Below are 14,854 nucleotides of genomic sequence, written 5' to 3'. Positions count from 1 at the left end.
ATTGTTATGCAAACAGGAGAAGATATACAGGGATTAAGAAAGATCATTGATTTTACCCGGCTCTTAAGTTTAGTTATTTTGAGCATCCACTTTTATATAGGCTGCTACGCCGCATTTGAGCAATGGCACTGGACTGCTAAAATCACCAATAACATATTACTGAATATCAGCAAGACCGGGTTATTTAATGGTATGCTGAAGCCAAAGCTGGCAGCACTGTTACTGTTGGCTGTTTCCCTCATTGGTGCACAAGGAAAAAAAGATGAAAAGATCAGAAAGGATATCATCGCCATTTACATCGGCGCAGGGCTGCTGCTTTATTTCATCGGCGCATTTTGCTTTTATCTCAATGCTGCACCTGCAATTATCGCCATCAGCTACATGGGCATCACCGGCCTGGGCTATCTGCTCATCCTGACCGGCGGCGGTCGCTTATCCCGGCTGCTCAAACTGAACCTGCAAAATGACATTTTCAATAACGAAAACGAAACCTTTCCCCAGGAAGAACGCTTGCTCGAAAACGAATACTCGGTCAACCTGCCAGCCAAATACAACCTGAAGGGTAAAATCCGCAATAGCTGGATCAACTTCATCAACCCGTTCAGGGGATTATTGGTGTTAGGCACGCCTGGCGCTGGTAAAACCTATTTCGTTATCAGGCACATCATTGATCAGCATATCAAAAAAGGCTTTTCGATGTTCATCTACGATTTCAAGTTCGACGATCTGACCAAACTGGCCTATAACAAACTAAAACTACACTGGCGCAACTACAAGGTCAAGCCCCAATTCTATATGATCAATTTCGATGATCTGTCCAAAACGCATCGCTGCAACCCGCTCGACCCGCAAAGCATGGACGATATTACCGATGCCACCGAAGCATCCCGCACCATTTTGTTAGGCTTAAACCGCGAATGGATACGCAAGCAGGGTGATTTCTTCGTCGAAAGTCCGATTAACTTTTTGACAGCTATCATTTGGTATCTACGCAAATATGAAGATGGCAAGTATTGCACTTTGCCGCATGTCATTGAACTGATGCAGGCTGATTACGAAGAACTATTTCCCCTCTTAATGGAGCAGGAAGAGATCAAGGTATTGATCAACCCGTTCGTATCAGCTTACCAGAACAAAGCCAAAGAGCAGTTAGAGGGGCAGGTAGCCAGCGCGAAGATCAGTTTAGCGCGTTTGTCATCGCCACAGCTTTACTATGTGTTGTCAGGAAACGATTTTACCCTGGACATCAATAACCCCGAAGAACCGAAGATCGTTTGCATGGGCAACAATCCGCAAAAGGTACAGGTGTACGGTGCGGTACTGTCGTTATATATTTCCCGAATGATCAAATTGGTTAATCAGAAGGGCAAGTTAAAGAGTAGCCACATTTATGATGAGTTTCCAACGATCTATGTTGGTGGCGGATCGGGCATCGATGGACTTTTGGCAACCGCAAGAAGTAACAAGGTGGCTACGACTTTGGGTATTCAGGATTACAGTCAATTAAAGAAAGATTACGGCAGAGAGCAGGCAGAAGTTATCATGAATATTGTTGGCAATATCATCAGCGGTCAGGTTACCGGCGATACTGCCAAACAGCTTTCCGAACGCATTGGCAAGATAATGCAGCAGCGTGATAGCGTAAGTATCAATAGCAGCGATACTTCAGTCAGCAAATCTACGCAACTTGATTATGCTGTACCCTCATCCAAGATCTCTGGTTTATCGTCAGGTACGTTTGTAGGCATGATTGCGGATAATCCTGAAGAAAAGGTTGATCTGAAGGTATTTCACAGCGAAATACAGAACGACCATGCCGCCATCCAAGCGGAAGAAGATGGCTATCAGTCGGTGCCAGTTATCAAAGTTATATCGACATTTGATATCCAGGAAAACTACCTGATGATTAAATTGGATGTGCGAAACCTAATCGATACGGAGATTGGCATACTAAAGGAAAGGAAAGCCGCCGAAGAGATATCAGAACCCGACAATGAAATTGCGAAGCCGGAGAATGAAGACGGCGCGGATTCAACAACGCAAGGCATCTCATTATGATCAATCTACAGCCTTAGCCGATGCCGTGCAAATTTTAACAATGTTCTACTTAAATCCAGCATACTACAAATGCCTTTTTACGACGGCTCTTGCGGGCTTGCCCTCCTTAATCCGGTAAGCTATTTCTTTACGTTTTTTACTGTAGCGTTGTCTGTTTTCCTTTTCGAGTTCAGTCATTAGAATTTGAAAATGGTTACTAATTTGCTTTCGAATGGAGGGTGAATTCATTCCAGGCTTAGTGTGTGGTAGTGTGCCGTATTCAGGAGAAGCAGCTCTTTTCGCATAAGCTATAAAATTATTATCCCCTAAATGGCTGTATTTTTCAAGCAAGCTTTGAATTAGGATTTTTTCCGATTTAGATTTTTTCCCGTAGGCTTTTATAAGAGTATTCCTTATAGAGGCCTTCATTTTTCTAAAGTATCTGGAAAGACTACCGGGACGTATGTAAATTTTTTCTCCACTAAACTCAAAGCCCAAATATTGGAGGTTTTTAAATATTCCTGGTTTAAATTTCGCTGAACCGTCAAATCCTCTCAGTTTTTTTTTATATTTTTTGAAATGTATAATTTCTGTCTTACGCGGTTGAATGGTAAGGCCGTGAAGTTCAATCTGGCTTTTAAGGCGGTCCTTAAGATAGGAGAGATCTCCTGTTTTACAAGCAATAAGGATATCGTCGCAATATCGACGATATATGCAACCCATCGAATTGCAAACATTAAACATATGCTGATCAAATTCAATTAAGTAAACGTTAGAAAGCGTTGAACTAATTGGGGAACCTTGTGGAATGCCTACCGGAATGGTGCCGGTGCCTAAAGGATGGTCAGGTTTATCTAACTCTAATTTATTCTCGTTTACCGCAATGAGATTGCTGCTTCGTAAGTAGTGAAAAAGTTCATAACGCTTACCACTGGTTGAGATTGTCGAAGGCATCATGTCCATCAATGTCTTGCCTTTTGGAACTCGGCTAAAATTGAAATGCTTTTTAAGTGTTGCCAGAACGCTGTAGCTGTATGATGTAATTGCTTTATAAACCGCAAAAGTGTCGTTATCCATCATAGTAATCCCTAATACAGTTTCCCAGTGCCTTTTTAACTCGGCATGCGGTATGCTATCAAAATAGCCCGAGATATCAAAGGCTATGGCACTGTATGCCTGGCCTTTTTTAGTGTTCTTTTCGATCCAGTCGAAAATCTCTTTAGCAAACTGGATGTTGCAATAACCGTTAAGGTCGTCACGATAGGCCAGAATACATTCAGAAAAGCCTTTGTCACGAATATATTGTTGATAATTGCGTTTTAACACCAGGTCGAAATAAGAAAAAATGAAGGCATCAAAATGCGAAGCGAAAGAGATTGGTCGCTCCTTAGTTTCTAATTGATATTCCTGAGACGACTCCTGGTATCGATATCTTGGGTGTTTGGTTATAATTTTAACAAACGGCGAAAATGGGTGCTTTGCTACGGTGTGCTTCGATTTACCCAAAAGCATCTTCTTAAGCTTAACAAGGCCGTTGTCTACTTTGAACGGTAGATCAAAATGTGAATAACGTTTGGGGAAGTTTTTCTTTTTGTTTACTTTTTCACAAAATTCCTTCCAGATATCTTCATCAAAAGACATGGTTTATTTAATGGGACATTAGCCGGAAAGCAATATCAGCCTTCACCTTTCCGGCTAATGCGCAATGTCTTTGCATTACTAAGCCTGCGATTTCTTCCATCACATGAGGATTGTGCACCTCTTCAGACCTTATTCCACACTTGGCCGATAAATTTCTTCAGCGGCACTGACAAATCAAACGAACGTTTTCGTTTAACCTTTCGGGTAATTCGTCGGCCGACTGAGCCGATTTAACTCCCGAACGTTGAAACCACTGCTGTTGTGGTTTCTTCGGTAATACTGTTTACAGCGAAGTTGCTTTAAAAGCTTAATTACTATGAATGCTAAACACATCAATATAGACCAGCTGAGCCTTTACTCTACAGGGTTTCAGATTGTACTGAACCTGGGAATACTGCTATTGCAAATCATCAAAGAATTATTTAACTTTAAGTAAATCCCCTTGGCCTAACCAAAAGATTTTCAAGGGCGTTGTAAAGTTAGGTAAAATTATGCGATGTTGTCACGTCGAAATTTTCCACATCTGCACAAGCTATCGCCAGGGTTGTCGTCGCTCTTTGGATTTCAGAATCAGGAAACATTTTACCTCGAAATAAATAGATGTTTCAAAGATAGTGACGGAGCAATACTGTCATAGAAAACGTCCCAGCCAAAAAGAAGACAGCATTGTGGTAAGCAATTAAATGCTTTACATCAGGAATTTCAGGAACAACGTTATTTTTGTGAATGCTGAATCCTGACGACTTTAACAACCTGCCTGAATATGACCAGCACACCTTGTTACTGGATGGAACATTCTTAGCTGACCGTCAAGAAAACGGCCTAATAGTACAATTATTCTCCGTTGAACATCTTTATGTTGAGAGGCATTATGACAGATTGGCCAACCGCATCCTTAAAGTCAGTGCATTTAAAGATACCAGCCGCCTGGGTCCTTATATCGCTCATATCAGATTTAATGTCCGCCGAGAATTTTAAAATCCCGCATTTGATATTTGGCAGCGACCCTGAAATCAAGATCGCATTCCAGGTTTCTTATACGACTTATCGAAGCCGATACTTTTTCAAATATTCCTTCATAAAAGTGTTGGAACGGAGCATCTCCGGAAATTGAAAATAATATTTTCTCTTCTTCTAAACTGATCATTGACGCATATTCAGGTAATTCCTGCCGCAAAAAAACAACAACCCGATTCAAGTACTTACTATTCATGATGGAATAATCACGATAAAATGGAAAAACGGTCCAAATTAATCTTTTTATAAATGTTTAAGCAATTGTTCCATTTCCCGTTGGTGTCCGGTAATAAAGCCGGCCAGCTCTTCCTGTTCATCTACACTTAATTCATTACCATCATAAATCCAGTTATCATTTTGATCGAATAAGATCCGGCCCAATGAACAATTCAGCAAGCGCGTCATACAATTGATAACCGTCGCCTTTATCGGGCAATACTCTGAACCATCGCTCTGTATTGGTTTTAGCCATTTCCGGCTGTTCTTCAAATAACTTACTTCTCATAAAACAAAAGTGAATAAAAAAATGTAAAAAAGCATAGTAAAATGCTAATATTTTTAGCATAGTTTTGTAGTCCCCAAATTGATCGTCATGACAGCCGCAAAAGAAGATATCATCAATCAGCTCCGGCAGGATATCCTGCAATGGGAAGGATTCAGACCGCCGCAGCCAGGCAGCACCGGCAGTATCGGACTTGGCCCGGTTGAAAACGCTTTTCCACATGGGGTATTCCCTACAGGGGCTATCCACGAATTTGCCAGCCTGTGTCCTGAAGATACGGCGGCTTGCGGCGGCTTTGTTGCAGGATTAGTAAAAACGCTGCTTGACCAGGGCGGTGCCTGTTTATGGATCAGCTGGTCACGGCGTATCTATCCGCCCTCACTCAAATTATTTGGTGTTGAACCGGACCGGGTGGTTTTTGTCGATGTGCCGCAAATGAAAGATGTCCTTTGGGTAACCGAGGAAGCGTTGAAATGCGAAGGAGTCGCGGCGGTGATCTGCGAAGTGAATCAAATGAGCTTTATGGAATCCCGAAGGCTTCAACTGGCCGTAGAGCAAAGCCATGTAACCGGTTTTGTTATTCAAAAAGGGGCAAAGAAGTTTGGTGCGACCGCAAGTGTCGCCCGATGGCGGATAACACAAGTGCCAAGTCAATTACGTTCCGGCATGCCGGGCGTTGGCTTTCCGCGCTGGCAGGTCGACCTGCTGAAAGTAAGGAACGGCAATCCGGGAAGCTGGACAATAGAGTGGTCAGAACGAAGGTTTACGGCGATAATACCACAGGCAAGTGTAGAAACGGTGCGTCAATATGCCTAAACGTTTTGTTTCCATATGGTTCCGACATTTGCTGACCGATTGGAAGGTTATCCGTCAGCCATCGCTCAAAGGGCGTCCTTTTGTTTTTGCGGAGCCTGATCACGGGCGGATGGTCATTACAGCGGCAAGCAGCGCTGCCGAAAATTCAGGAGTGAGTGAAGGTATGGTAGTAGCTGATGCCAAAGTACTTACGCCTGATTTGCAGGTGTTTGACGGTAAACCCGGACGTAACCTTAAATTGCTTAAAGGCCTGGCGGAATGGTGCCTGCGTTATTCTCCGCTGGTGGCAGTTGACCCGCCAGACGGTTTGTTACTGGATGTTACCGGCTGCACGCATCTCAAAGGGGGCGAAAGGGAATTTTTAAAAGATATGGTAATCCGGTTAAAGGGCTTAGGTTACGATGTCCGACCGGGAATGGCCGATACTATCGGCTGCGCCTGGGGCGTAGCTCGTTGCGCTTCATCCGGTCTGATCGTGCCGGAAGCCGGGCATCGAAATGCCCTGATGCCATTGCCGCCGTCCGCACTACGCCTGCCCACTGATCTGCTTCTGAAATTACAGAACCTTGGTTTATATCAAATCAGCAGTTTTATTCATATTCCAAGAGCCGTACTGCGGCGCAGGTTTGGAAAAAATATGGTTTTAAGAATGTTACAGGCCCTTGGTCAGGAAGAAGAATTTCTGCTTCCGATGAAAGAGCCCGTTCCATACAGTGAACGGTTGAGTTGCCTGGAACCTGTCAGGACGCGTACAGCTATCGAAATCGTCGTTAACAACCTGCTGGATAATATTTGCAAACGTCTTCGAAATGAGGGCCTGGGATTGAGAAAAGCGACGATAACCTATTATTGTATTGATGGTGAAAAAGGCACGATTGCTATAGGTACCAATCACGCCAGCCATCAGATTGAACATCTTTTCAAACTTTTTAGCCTTACTTTGGATACGGTCTCACCAGGTATGGGCATCGAACTCTTTGTGTTGGATGCCTGTCAAACAGAACCTGTAGATGCACAGCAAAAGGATCTTTGGGCCGCCAAACCGGGAGCGGACAGCAAACAAGTTGCAGAGCTCCTCGATCGCGTTGCGGGAAAGATCGGTTGTGACGGGATTCAGCGCTTTTTGCCAGATGAGCATTACTGGCCGGAGCGGAGTACAAAACCAACAAGCGACATCAAAAAAAAGCCGGAAACGGAGTGGCCTGCCGATAAACCGTTGCCTGTACAATTGCTGGCAGTGCCTGAGCCTATTAAAGCAACGGCATTAACACCCGATTACCCGCCGATATTATTTTTATATAGAGGCCGGAGGCATGAAATTAAAAAGGCAGACGGCCCCGAAAGAATTGAGCGGGAATGGTGGATCGAGCCTGGTGAACACCGTGATTATTATGTTGTCGAGGATCAGGATGGCCGGCGTTACTGGATCTTTAGATCAGGGCATTACAACGGCACACAGGAAGATCACTGGTTTTTACACGGCTTTTTCGCATGAGTTACGTCGAATTACAAGTCACGAGCAATTTCAGTTTCCGGCGCGGTGGTTCTCACCCCGAAGAACTGGTTGACCAGGCGGCCGACCTCGGCTATGACGCGATCGCAATTACCGACCGGAATACGTTTGCCGGGGTAGTTCGTGGTTATGTTGTAGCAAAAGACCGGAACATCCGGATCATACCGGCCTGTCGCCTTGACCTGCTTGACGGGCCGAGCTTACTGGCCTATCCAAAAGATAAAGATGCCTATGCCCGGTTGTCTGCTTTATTAACCTTAGGCAACCTGCGTGCAGAAAAAGAAAAATGTTTTATCTATAAAAAAGATGTCTACGAATATGCTGAAGGCAGCTATTTCATTGTTGTGCCGCCCGCAAGCCTGAATCAAAGCTTTGAGTTTGAAATGGTGTTCAAAAATGATCTGCGGGAATTTCAAGCGCATTTTAAGGATGCACTCTACATTGCGGCAACAAAATATTATACCAGCGATGATGCCAAGCGGTTATTTCTGCTGGCTGAATTAGGAGTGCCCTTAGTCGCCACGAACGATGTTCATTATCATCATCCGTCCCGTCGTGAGCTCCAGGATGTATTGACTTGTGTAAGGGAAAAATGTACCATTTTCAATGCCGGCTATAAATTGCACAGGAATGCCGAACGGCACCTGAAAGCCAGAGAAGAAATGGAGCGTTTATTCCGTAATTACCCGGAAGCTATCGAAAATGCCGCTAAGATCGCTGACGGCTGCCGGTTCGATCTGAAATCGCTGAAATACCAATACCCGCGGGAACTGACAACGGATGGCCGGACACCAGATGAACAACTGGAGGTTTTGGCCTGGGAGGGTGCCAAGAATTATTATAGCGAAAACCTGCCGGATAAGGTAGTTAAGCAAATCAGATACGAACTGGACTTTATCAAAAAGACCGATAATGCGAATTACTTTCTGACTGTGGAAGACTATGTACGCTGGGCCCGTGAACATGGTATACTTTGCCAGGGTCGTGGTTCAGCGGCGAACTCGACTGTGTGTTTCTGCCTTGGCATCACTTCCGTCAACCCGGATAAATTCAATCTGCTTTTTGCCCGGTTCATGTCCGAAGCCCGGAACGAGCCGCCGGATATCGATGTTGATTTTGAACATGAAAGGAGGGAAGAAGTGATCCAATATATTTTTAACCGCTTTGGCCGTGACCGCGCTGCGATCTTACCGACCGTGACCGTTCTCCATCAAAAAGGTGCGATCCGGGATGTGGGCAGGGCCATGGGGCTGTCGATGGATACCGTTAGTCGCCTGTCCAACGCGATCTGGGAATTTACTGACGAGTGGTTTGAAGAAGGCAAACTACTGGAAATGGGGCTGAACCCGAAGGAACCGCTGATGCTGAAAGTATTGGAACTGACCTCTCAACTGATCGGGTTTCCCCGGCAATTGGGGCAGCATACAGGCGGTTTTGTGATCACCGAAGGCCAGCTGAGTGACCTTTGTCCGATCTTTAAAGCCAGGATGCAGGATCGCACAAACATCGAATGGAACAAGGATGATATCGATGCGCTTGGTTTTTTAAAGGTGGATGTCCTGGGCCTGGGCATGCTGACCTGCATTCGCAAAGCATTTAACCTGGCTAAACAGCATTATGGGTTGAACCTTACATTGGCCAATATTCCGCAGGATGATCCAAAAGTTTATGAAATGATCACAGCGGCCGATACCCTGGGCGTTTTTCAGATCGAAAGCAGGGCACAAATGTCCATGCTTCCCAGGATGAAACCCACCTGCTTTTATGATCTCGTAATAGAGGTTGCCATTGTCAGGCCCGGACCAATACAGGGAGATATGGTACATCCGTACCTGCGCCGCAGAACAGGTGAAGAAGCCGTGGATTATCCGTCGGAGGAAATCAGGGCGATATTGGAGCGGACATTGGGTGTTCCATTATTCCAGGAACAGGCGATGGAAATTGCTATTGTCGCTGCCGGTTTCACACCTGCGGAAGCCGACTTGTTGCGCCGCAGTATGGCTACATTTAAATTCAACGGGCTGGTTACCAAATTTGAACACAAGCTGATAGGCGGCATGGTGGAGCGCGGGTATACCAAGGAGTTTGCACAACGTATTTTTAAACAACTCGAAGGGTTTGGGAGTTACGGCTTCCCCGAGAGCCATGCGGCGAGCTTCGCCCTTTTGGTCTATGTTTCCTGCTGGCTCAAATATTATTACCCGGATGTGTTCGCAGCCGCGCTTTTAAACAGCCAGCCAATGGGGTTTTATCAGCCGGCACAAATTGTCAGGAACGCCTCCGAACATGGCGTCAAGATATTACCTGCAGATATCAACCTTTCCCAATGGGACAATATTCTCGAAAGGAAATGGGGCGATTATTATGCGTTACGGCTGGGTTTCCGGCAGATCAAAGGCATCCGGGAAGATGAAATAACGATGCTCATCAGGGGGAGAAATGAAAAATACATAGCAGCAAACCAGCTATGCGAGGCAGGTGTGTCTGTTGCTACGCTTGAATTGCTGGCAAACGCCGACGCGTTCCGTTCAATGGGTATGGACAGGCGGCAGGCACTTTGGGAAGTAGCCGCGCTGAAAGACCGTCCTATCGGCGCTTTTGAAGGCCAGCCCTCAGAAAGTGAGTTCGAACCGCAGGTACAGTTACCATTAATGAAGACTTCCGAGCACGTAGTGCAGGACTATGCAACTACCGGTTTATCTATCAAAGGACATCCTGTAAGTTTTGTACGTGACAAACTGAATTTGTTCAATGTGTTAGCCTGTAAACAGTTAAGTGATTGTACCGACGGCCAGATAGTCAAAGTTGCCGGATTGGTGTTAGTCCGCCAGCGGCCAGGTACCGCTGGTGGCGTTTGTTTCATCACGCTGGAGGACGAAACAGGTAACAGCAACCTGGTCGTGTTCCCTCAGCTTTTTGATAAATACCGCAAGGAAATACAAAATGCCCGCCTGCTGATGGTTGAGGGTAAAATCCAGAAAACAGAGGTCGTTCACGTGATCGTTCGCCGTTGCTTTGATTACACCAGGCTTTTGGGCAACCTGACAGCTATTCAAAACGATCAGCAACCTGTTCTTACCCTTTCGCGTGCTGATGAAAAGGCATCGCCATTCGTTCCTGTGGATAAGCGTACGCAAGTTCGCGAGCCGGCCCCGGATGATTATTTAGATAAAGGCAGGAATTTTAGATGATAAATAGATGATTTACTGCAATTCAGCAGACCCGACAAAATGGATGGCAAGGGTTTTTATTTCGGTGCACGACGAAACACAAAAGACTTTTTTAGTAGTTCTTCTCCCTTATTTTGCAGGCCGTTATCAAGCAGCCGGATAAAGAAGCGTTTCTTCTATATCCATATAACTCATATCAATTGGCGGCAGCGTATCGTAGGATGTAGGATTGGCTTCGCGTTGTAAATATTCCTTCGTTATCGTGCAGAATTCCATATCTTTTGACGGCACCTGTGTACGGGCTATTTCCTGCATTCTTTCAACGGATGGATTCCCAAGCAGCCATTCATACGCAACGTCATCGCTCAAAACTGCCGGCATCCGCCATTTATTATCTTTGTTATGAATCTGGCGCATCAGGGCATTGGCTTTAGTTGTAGCAAAGGCGAACGTATAAACCAATTCCCCTGTCTCTTTATCCAGTACCTGGTTATATAAGCCGGGCATCCACCAATATTCCTTATCCTTCATCGTTACCATATAAGGATAGGCATCAGTGGTTTTTAAAGGTTCGCCTCTTTTTCCAATTTTGTTGATGTGCCTGTTTTCTACCATTCCGGTAGAAAGTACCAGGCAGGTTCGTCCATTTTTAACAGCACCTGACCACATCGAACTTTCACCTTTATCATTCACCAGCATGTTTTCGGATTTGAAGTTCATTGTGGTATACTTCCTCAGAAATAGTTGTGCATCTTCATGAGTTTTTATACCATAAGGCATGTAGCCCCAATGGGCCTGCACCAATTCAAAATCCGTTTTATCGCTATTGGCAATAGCGATAGCCGCAGGCTGGAACATGAAGCCATTATGTACGCCTACATTTAGAAAACTATACCGGCGAACTTCCTTTTCCAGGTTTTTTAATCGAATAAACTCGGCACGGGTGACTTTTTGTCCGTTGTAGTAACACATATCTGTATATTGCTTCTAAGATAACTGGCAACAAGCTTGCCGACCTCTTCAGCCAATGCTTGCCGCCCTTCAGGAATTGACGTCCAAAACTTTTTATCATCCTCGTCATGGGCAACAGTGATGATCAAGGGCAGGAGCGCGCGTTTCGAAAACTCAATACGAAATACCCGGCCAGATTTCAAACCATGTTCGGTCACAGTTGCCGGAGCTCCGTCATAAACGATATCGAATTGCTTAATTACTGACATTTGAAGTTACAAAGAATTCAGGAATAATACAATGCTAATATAGTTAGTATTTTTGTGATTTCCAAACCCTTATTTGCATTTTTTTAATCTCATTCGTAAGACTGTCTACTTTGATTTTTGATCACCTTTCCGATGATAAAATTGATAGGGGCATCTTTTTGCTATTACACAGTAAGCTAAAAGCTGCTCAGGCCGGCGTCGATCTGCTCCCCAGTTCCGCTAATATCATCCAGGCCAAGCCCGGTATCGCCAACGTGAATATAACCTCCAACTGTTTTACATATCGTTCCGATAATGTCGTTATCTTGTTTTAATAAAAAACAGGGACCTGCATGTCCGGCACATTCAGTTTCGATAGCTTCCATATCGCAATGCTTGTCACCGATAACATAGGAGATTTGTAGAGGGCCCATGGCTTAATCGTTAAAACTCTCAATCTTTGATACGAGTTTTTCGAACAACTCGTCCGGGAGCGGATCACCTGCGATTTGTTCCCAGTCTTCGTTATGTTCAATAACGCCAATGAAAATACCGTCTTTTTCGATTCCGAAATGTCCTTCATTGTCCGTGATCCGGTAATGGTGTTCAGTACCATCGACGGTCTCTGAGAAAGCAATGGAATCAAACGGTTCCTTTTCTTTAATGAATTCCACGATCTGATCTTGTTCTGTACAGCTGAATGCATCGCCTGTAAACTCCCATTCCCCCGTGTTGTACAGATGAAAGGCTACTTCCCCAAGTTCCGTGCCTGTCAGGTCAGTATCCGTTAACCGGTATACACCTGTAAAATGTTTGGCCTCGGGAAGCTCAATCAGTACAGGCTCTATGGTGACGGTCTGTTTGGTGCCATCATCTTTATAGACTGTAAATGTGGTGATATTGATCATAACGATGTTTCCTATATAGCAATCCATGAGAAAAAATGTTTGGATCATATTACTCAAACGAATATCATGCGTAACTTCGGCCAATGCATTTTGGAAGAAACGAACCAGATTTATCTAACGTTGATTATCACTTACCTGCTGATAGCGCCATGACTAAATCCACATTGCAAAGCTTTCAGCCTGCAAGCGAGTTTAAAGCTTATGTAGGCGCGCCGAAATGGGGTTACAAAAACTGGATTGGTAAAATATATCCCAAGGGTACGAAAGATGCAAGCTTTTTGGGCATATATGCCGATCATTTTAATACAGTTGAGTTCAGCTCTACATTTTATCAACCACAGTCTCCCGAGCGGCTTTATGCCTGGAAACAAATGGTAAAAGAAGTTCCCGACTTTAAATTCTGTCCTAAATTTCCGCAAAGCGTCTCCCACATACGAAGATTCCGAAACGTGGAAGAACAGACCAATGAATTCTACACCAGCATATCCGTACTTGGTATACACCTCGGGCCGTTATTCCTGCAACTGCCGGATAACTTTTCTCCCAAAGGTTTATCTGATTTAAAAGCTTACTTAATAACTTTGCCGACAGACGTCCCGTTATTTGTTGAAGTACGGAATAAGAACTGGTTCGCTGATAACGGGGAACGCGAAAACCTGTTTAACTGTCTTAGACAATTAAAAATAGGTGCAGTTATTTCCGATACTGCCGGCCGGAGAGATTGTCTTCACATGGCGTTAACAACACCGCATGCCTTTATCCGGTTCGTCAATTGCGGCGATGAGCCAACCGACCTTCTACGATTAGAGGAATGGGTGGGCCGTTTGAAAGAATGGAAACAACAAGGATTGCAATCGTTATACTTTTTTATCCACGCAGGTGATACGCCGTCCTTGCCATTGTATGAACATTTCGTAACCAAACTGAACCAGGAACTTACCTTAAAAGTCCCTCTGCCCGGACAAAACCCCTAACATGGAAGATCAAACCCCGATTTTTAGTTTCGAAATAGGTTACGCAAGCGAAACCGTAACTTGCAAAGTGATCATGCAACCGCAAAGCTATGACGTGTTCTTTAATGGTCGATTCATGGCCACGATAGGACATACTGATGATTGGACATGGATACAGGAATCGGGGGTGATATTACCGGCTTCGGTCATTGATGAGATCGGCTATCGGATAGAAAGTGAATATAAGTAACCTATAAAACCAACTTATGCCAGAAATACCAGATTTAAACATATTTAGCAGTAATCTCGCTAAGCAACTTGAAGGAAAGATGTTATCGTTAATTGATATTCTAATAACCCGGCAACTCAAAGTTCCCGTCGCAGAAATTGAGGCCGCATTGGAAGGCCAGGTTTTAAGAAGAATCACCAGAATAGGTAAGGAATTACATTTTGATTTCCAAAACGGGCATGTGTTAAGCATCCACCTGATGCTACATGGAACTATGTATTGGTTTGAAAGTAAAAATGAGAACCGTTTTACTATCGCTGAACTGTTATTTGAAGATGGTACTGGTCTGGCAATTACGGACTGGCAAAAGGCCGTTATTTTAACCCTTGACCCTAAACCCGCCGCTGCCCCCGACGCTATGGATATTTCGTCAGGATATCTGCAATCTGCATTGGCAAAAACTTCGAAGCCCATCAAAACAGTTCTTACTGAAGGCAAAACTGTCCAGGGTATTGGCAATGCCTATGTAGATGAAATTCTTTATGCCGCAAAAATATCTCCTTTTTCAAAAGCCAACAAAATTCCTGAAACTAATATTGACATTCTGGTTCAGGCAATCAATACTGTTTTAGTGGACGCGGAAAACCATATTCGTCGAAATTTTCCGGACACCATCACCGAAAAGGAACGCGATTTTTTGCAAGTTCATCGGCCTAAACAAGCCCTGACGCTCAATGGTGAGGTGATTCTTAAAGCTGAATTGGATAAGCGTAAAACGTATTATGTTGAAAGTCAACAATTGTTCGAGTAAGCACAGGATAGTTATAAAATAAAAGCCCCTAAACGCTCGCCGTCGGGACTTTTTCCTA

Annotated in this window: 14 protein-coding genes; 7 read left to right on the top strand and 7 right to left on the bottom strand. The window is 44.4% G+C overall.

Annotation, left to right across the window (positions count from 1 at the left end; translation table 11 throughout):
• Nucleotides 1-6 precede the first annotated feature (6 nt).
• Nucleotides 7-2,058: a conjugal transfer protein MobC gene (mobC, locus tag ACP26M_RS08720; RefSeq protein WP_426587999.1), complete on the top strand. Its 2,052-nt coding sequence runs from the start codon at nucleotides 7-9 to the stop codon at nucleotides 2,056-2,058.
• Nucleotides 2,059-2,121: 63 nt separating this feature from the next.
• On the opposite strand, the gene ACP26M_RS08715 is transcribed toward mobC, so the two are convergent.
• Nucleotides 2,122-3,678: a reverse transcriptase domain-containing protein gene (locus tag ACP26M_RS08715; RefSeq protein ID WP_426587997.1), complete on the bottom strand. Its 1,557-nt coding sequence runs from the start codon at nucleotides 3,676-3,678 to the stop codon at nucleotides 2,122-2,124.
• Nucleotides 3,679-4,404: 726 nt separating this feature from the next.
• Here ACP26M_RS08715 and ACP26M_RS08710 point away from each other — a divergent pair.
• Nucleotides 4,405-4,656, top strand: a complete 252-nt coding sequence (locus ACP26M_RS08710; RefSeq protein ID WP_426587995.1) for a hypothetical protein — start codon at nucleotides 4,405-4,407, stop codon at nucleotides 4,654-4,656.
• Here ACP26M_RS08710 and ACP26M_RS08705 read toward each other — a convergent pair.
• Both ACP26M_RS08705 and ACP26M_RS08700 read right to left on the bottom strand, forming a co-directional pair.
• Nucleotides 4,634-4,891 carry a hypothetical protein gene (locus ACP26M_RS08705; RefSeq protein ID WP_426587993.1) on the bottom strand — a complete coding sequence of 86 codons (258 nt, stop codon included), beginning with the start codon at nucleotides 4,889-4,891 and terminating at the stop codon, nucleotides 4,634-4,636. The two genes, ACP26M_RS08710 and ACP26M_RS08705, sit on opposite strands and share 23 nt — an antisense overlap.
• 156 nt (nucleotides 4,892-5,047) lie before the next feature.
• Nucleotides 5,048-5,200 carry a hypothetical protein gene (locus ACP26M_RS08700; RefSeq protein WP_426587991.1) on the bottom strand — a complete coding sequence of 51 codons (153 nt, stop codon included), beginning with the start codon at nucleotides 5,198-5,200 and terminating at the stop codon, nucleotides 5,048-5,050.
• 87 nt (nucleotides 5,201-5,287) lie between these two features.
• Between ACP26M_RS08700 and ACP26M_RS08695 the strand changes: the two genes are divergently transcribed.
• The 3 genes from ACP26M_RS08695 to ACP26M_RS08685 are packed head-to-tail and all read left to right on the top strand — an operon-like array spanning nucleotide 5,288 to nucleotide 10,717.
• Entirely contained in the window at nucleotides 5,288-6,013 is a 726-nt protein-coding gene (locus tag ACP26M_RS08695) for an ImuA family protein (protein ID WP_321556513.1), read from the top strand.
• Entirely contained in the window at nucleotides 6,006-7,508 is a 1,503-nt protein-coding gene (locus ACP26M_RS08690) for a Y-family DNA polymerase (protein WP_426587989.1), read from the top strand. The genes ACP26M_RS08695 and ACP26M_RS08690 overlap by 8 nt, the downstream gene beginning before the upstream one ends.
• Nucleotides 7,505-10,717: an error-prone DNA polymerase gene (locus ACP26M_RS08685; RefSeq protein WP_426587987.1), complete on the top strand. Its 3,213-nt coding sequence runs from the start codon at nucleotides 7,505-7,507 to the stop codon at nucleotides 10,715-10,717. The genes ACP26M_RS08690 and ACP26M_RS08685 overlap by 4 nt, the downstream gene beginning before the upstream one ends.
• 126 nt (nucleotides 10,718-10,843) lie before the next feature.
• Here the strand turns inward: ACP26M_RS08685 and ACP26M_RS08680 are convergent, their stop codons facing one another.
• The 4 genes from ACP26M_RS08680 to ACP26M_RS08665 form a co-directional block, all read right to left on the bottom strand.
• The gene (locus tag ACP26M_RS08680) at nucleotides 10,844-11,668 is read right to left on the bottom strand and encodes an SOS response-associated peptidase family protein (RefSeq protein WP_426587985.1); all 825 of its coding nucleotides are present in this window, start codon (nucleotides 11,666-11,668) and stop codon (nucleotides 10,844-10,846) included.
• Nucleotides 11,617-11,916 carry a hypothetical protein gene (locus ACP26M_RS08675; protein ID WP_426587983.1) on the bottom strand — a complete coding sequence of 100 codons (300 nt, stop codon included), beginning with the start codon at nucleotides 11,914-11,916 and terminating at the stop codon, nucleotides 11,617-11,619. Before ACP26M_RS08675 ends, ACP26M_RS08680 begins: the two co-directional genes overlap by 52 nt.
• Before the next feature lie 176 nt (nucleotides 11,917-12,092).
• The gene (locus ACP26M_RS08670; protein ID WP_426587981.1) at nucleotides 12,093-12,329 is read right to left on the bottom strand and encodes a hypothetical protein; all 237 of its coding nucleotides are present in this window, start codon (nucleotides 12,327-12,329) and stop codon (nucleotides 12,093-12,095) included.
• A 3-nt stretch (nucleotides 12,330-12,332) separates the two neighbouring features.
• Nucleotides 12,333-12,803 (bottom strand): hypothetical protein, encoded by a 471-nt coding sequence (locus tag ACP26M_RS08665; protein WP_426587979.1) that lies wholly within the window; start codon nucleotides 12,801-12,803, stop codon nucleotides 12,333-12,335.
• A 149-nt stretch (nucleotides 12,804-12,952) separates the two neighbouring features.
• On the opposite strand from ACP26M_RS08665, the gene ACP26M_RS08660 reads away from it, so the two are divergent.
• Together ACP26M_RS08660 and ACP26M_RS08655 are read left to right on the top strand one after the other, a co-directional pair.
• Nucleotides 12,953-13,777, top strand: coding sequence for a DUF72 domain-containing protein (locus ACP26M_RS08660; protein WP_426587977.1), 825 nt, complete (start codon nucleotides 12,953-12,955; stop codon nucleotides 13,775-13,777).
• Nucleotides 13,778-14,022: 245 nt separating this feature from the next.
• Nucleotides 14,023-14,796: a DNA-formamidopyrimidine glycosylase family protein gene (locus tag ACP26M_RS08655; protein WP_426587975.1), complete on the top strand. Its 774-nt coding sequence runs from the start codon at nucleotides 14,023-14,025 to the stop codon at nucleotides 14,794-14,796.
• Nucleotides 14,797-14,854 lie beyond the last annotated feature (58 nt).

The sequence above is a fragment of the Mucilaginibacter sp. R-33 genome, from assembly GCF_049949235.1.
Classification (GTDB): domain Bacteria; phylum Bacteroidota; class Bacteroidia; order Sphingobacteriales; family Sphingobacteriaceae; genus Mucilaginibacter.
Note: the sequence above shows the minus strand (reverse complement) of the source record. Positions and strands in the feature narration are given on the sequence as shown.

Coding starts and splice junctions, on each gene's coding strand:
- mobC (WP_426587999.1), top strand. CDS start 7: ATGCAAACAGGAGAAGATATACAGGGATTAAGAAAGATCATTGATTTT.
- ACP26M_RS08715 (WP_426587997.1), bottom strand. CDS start 3,678: ATGTCTTTTGATGAAGATATCTGGAAGGAATTTTGTGAAAAAGTAAAC.
- ACP26M_RS08710 (WP_426587995.1), top strand. CDS start 4,405: ATGCTGAATCCTGACGACTTTAACAACCTGCCTGAATATGACCAGCAC.
- ACP26M_RS08705 (WP_426587993.1), bottom strand. CDS start 4,891: ATGAATAGTAAGTACTTGAATCGGGTTGTTGTTTTTTTGCGGCAGGAA.
- ACP26M_RS08700 (WP_426587991.1), bottom strand. CDS start 5,200: ATGAGAAGTAAGTTATTTGAAGAACAGCCGGAAATGGCTAAAACCAAT.
- ACP26M_RS08695 (WP_321556513.1), top strand. CDS start 5,288: ATGACAGCCGCAAAAGAAGATATCATCAATCAGCTCCGGCAGGATATC.
- ACP26M_RS08690 (WP_426587989.1), top strand. CDS start 6,006: ATGCCTAAACGTTTTGTTTCCATATGGTTCCGACATTTGCTGACCGAT.
- ACP26M_RS08685 (WP_426587987.1), top strand. CDS start 7,505: ATGAGTTACGTCGAATTACAAGTCACGAGCAATTTCAGTTTCCGGCGC.
- ACP26M_RS08680 (WP_426587985.1), bottom strand. CDS start 11,668: ATGTGTTACTACAACGGACAAAAAGTCACCCGTGCCGAGTTTATTCGA.
- ACP26M_RS08675 (WP_426587983.1), bottom strand. CDS start 11,916: ATGTCAGTAATTAAGCAATTCGATATCGTTTATGACGGAGCTCCGGCA.
- ACP26M_RS08670 (WP_426587981.1), bottom strand. CDS start 12,329: ATGGGCCCTCTACAAATCTCCTATGTTATCGGTGACAAGCATTGCGAT.
- ACP26M_RS08665 (WP_426587979.1), bottom strand. CDS start 12,803: ATGATCAATATCACCACATTTACAGTCTATAAAGATGATGGCACCAAA.
- ACP26M_RS08660 (WP_426587977.1), top strand. CDS start 12,953: ATGACTAAATCCACATTGCAAAGCTTTCAGCCTGCAAGCGAGTTTAAA.
- ACP26M_RS08655 (WP_426587975.1), top strand. CDS start 14,023: ATGCCAGAAATACCAGATTTAAACATATTTAGCAGTAATCTCGCTAAG.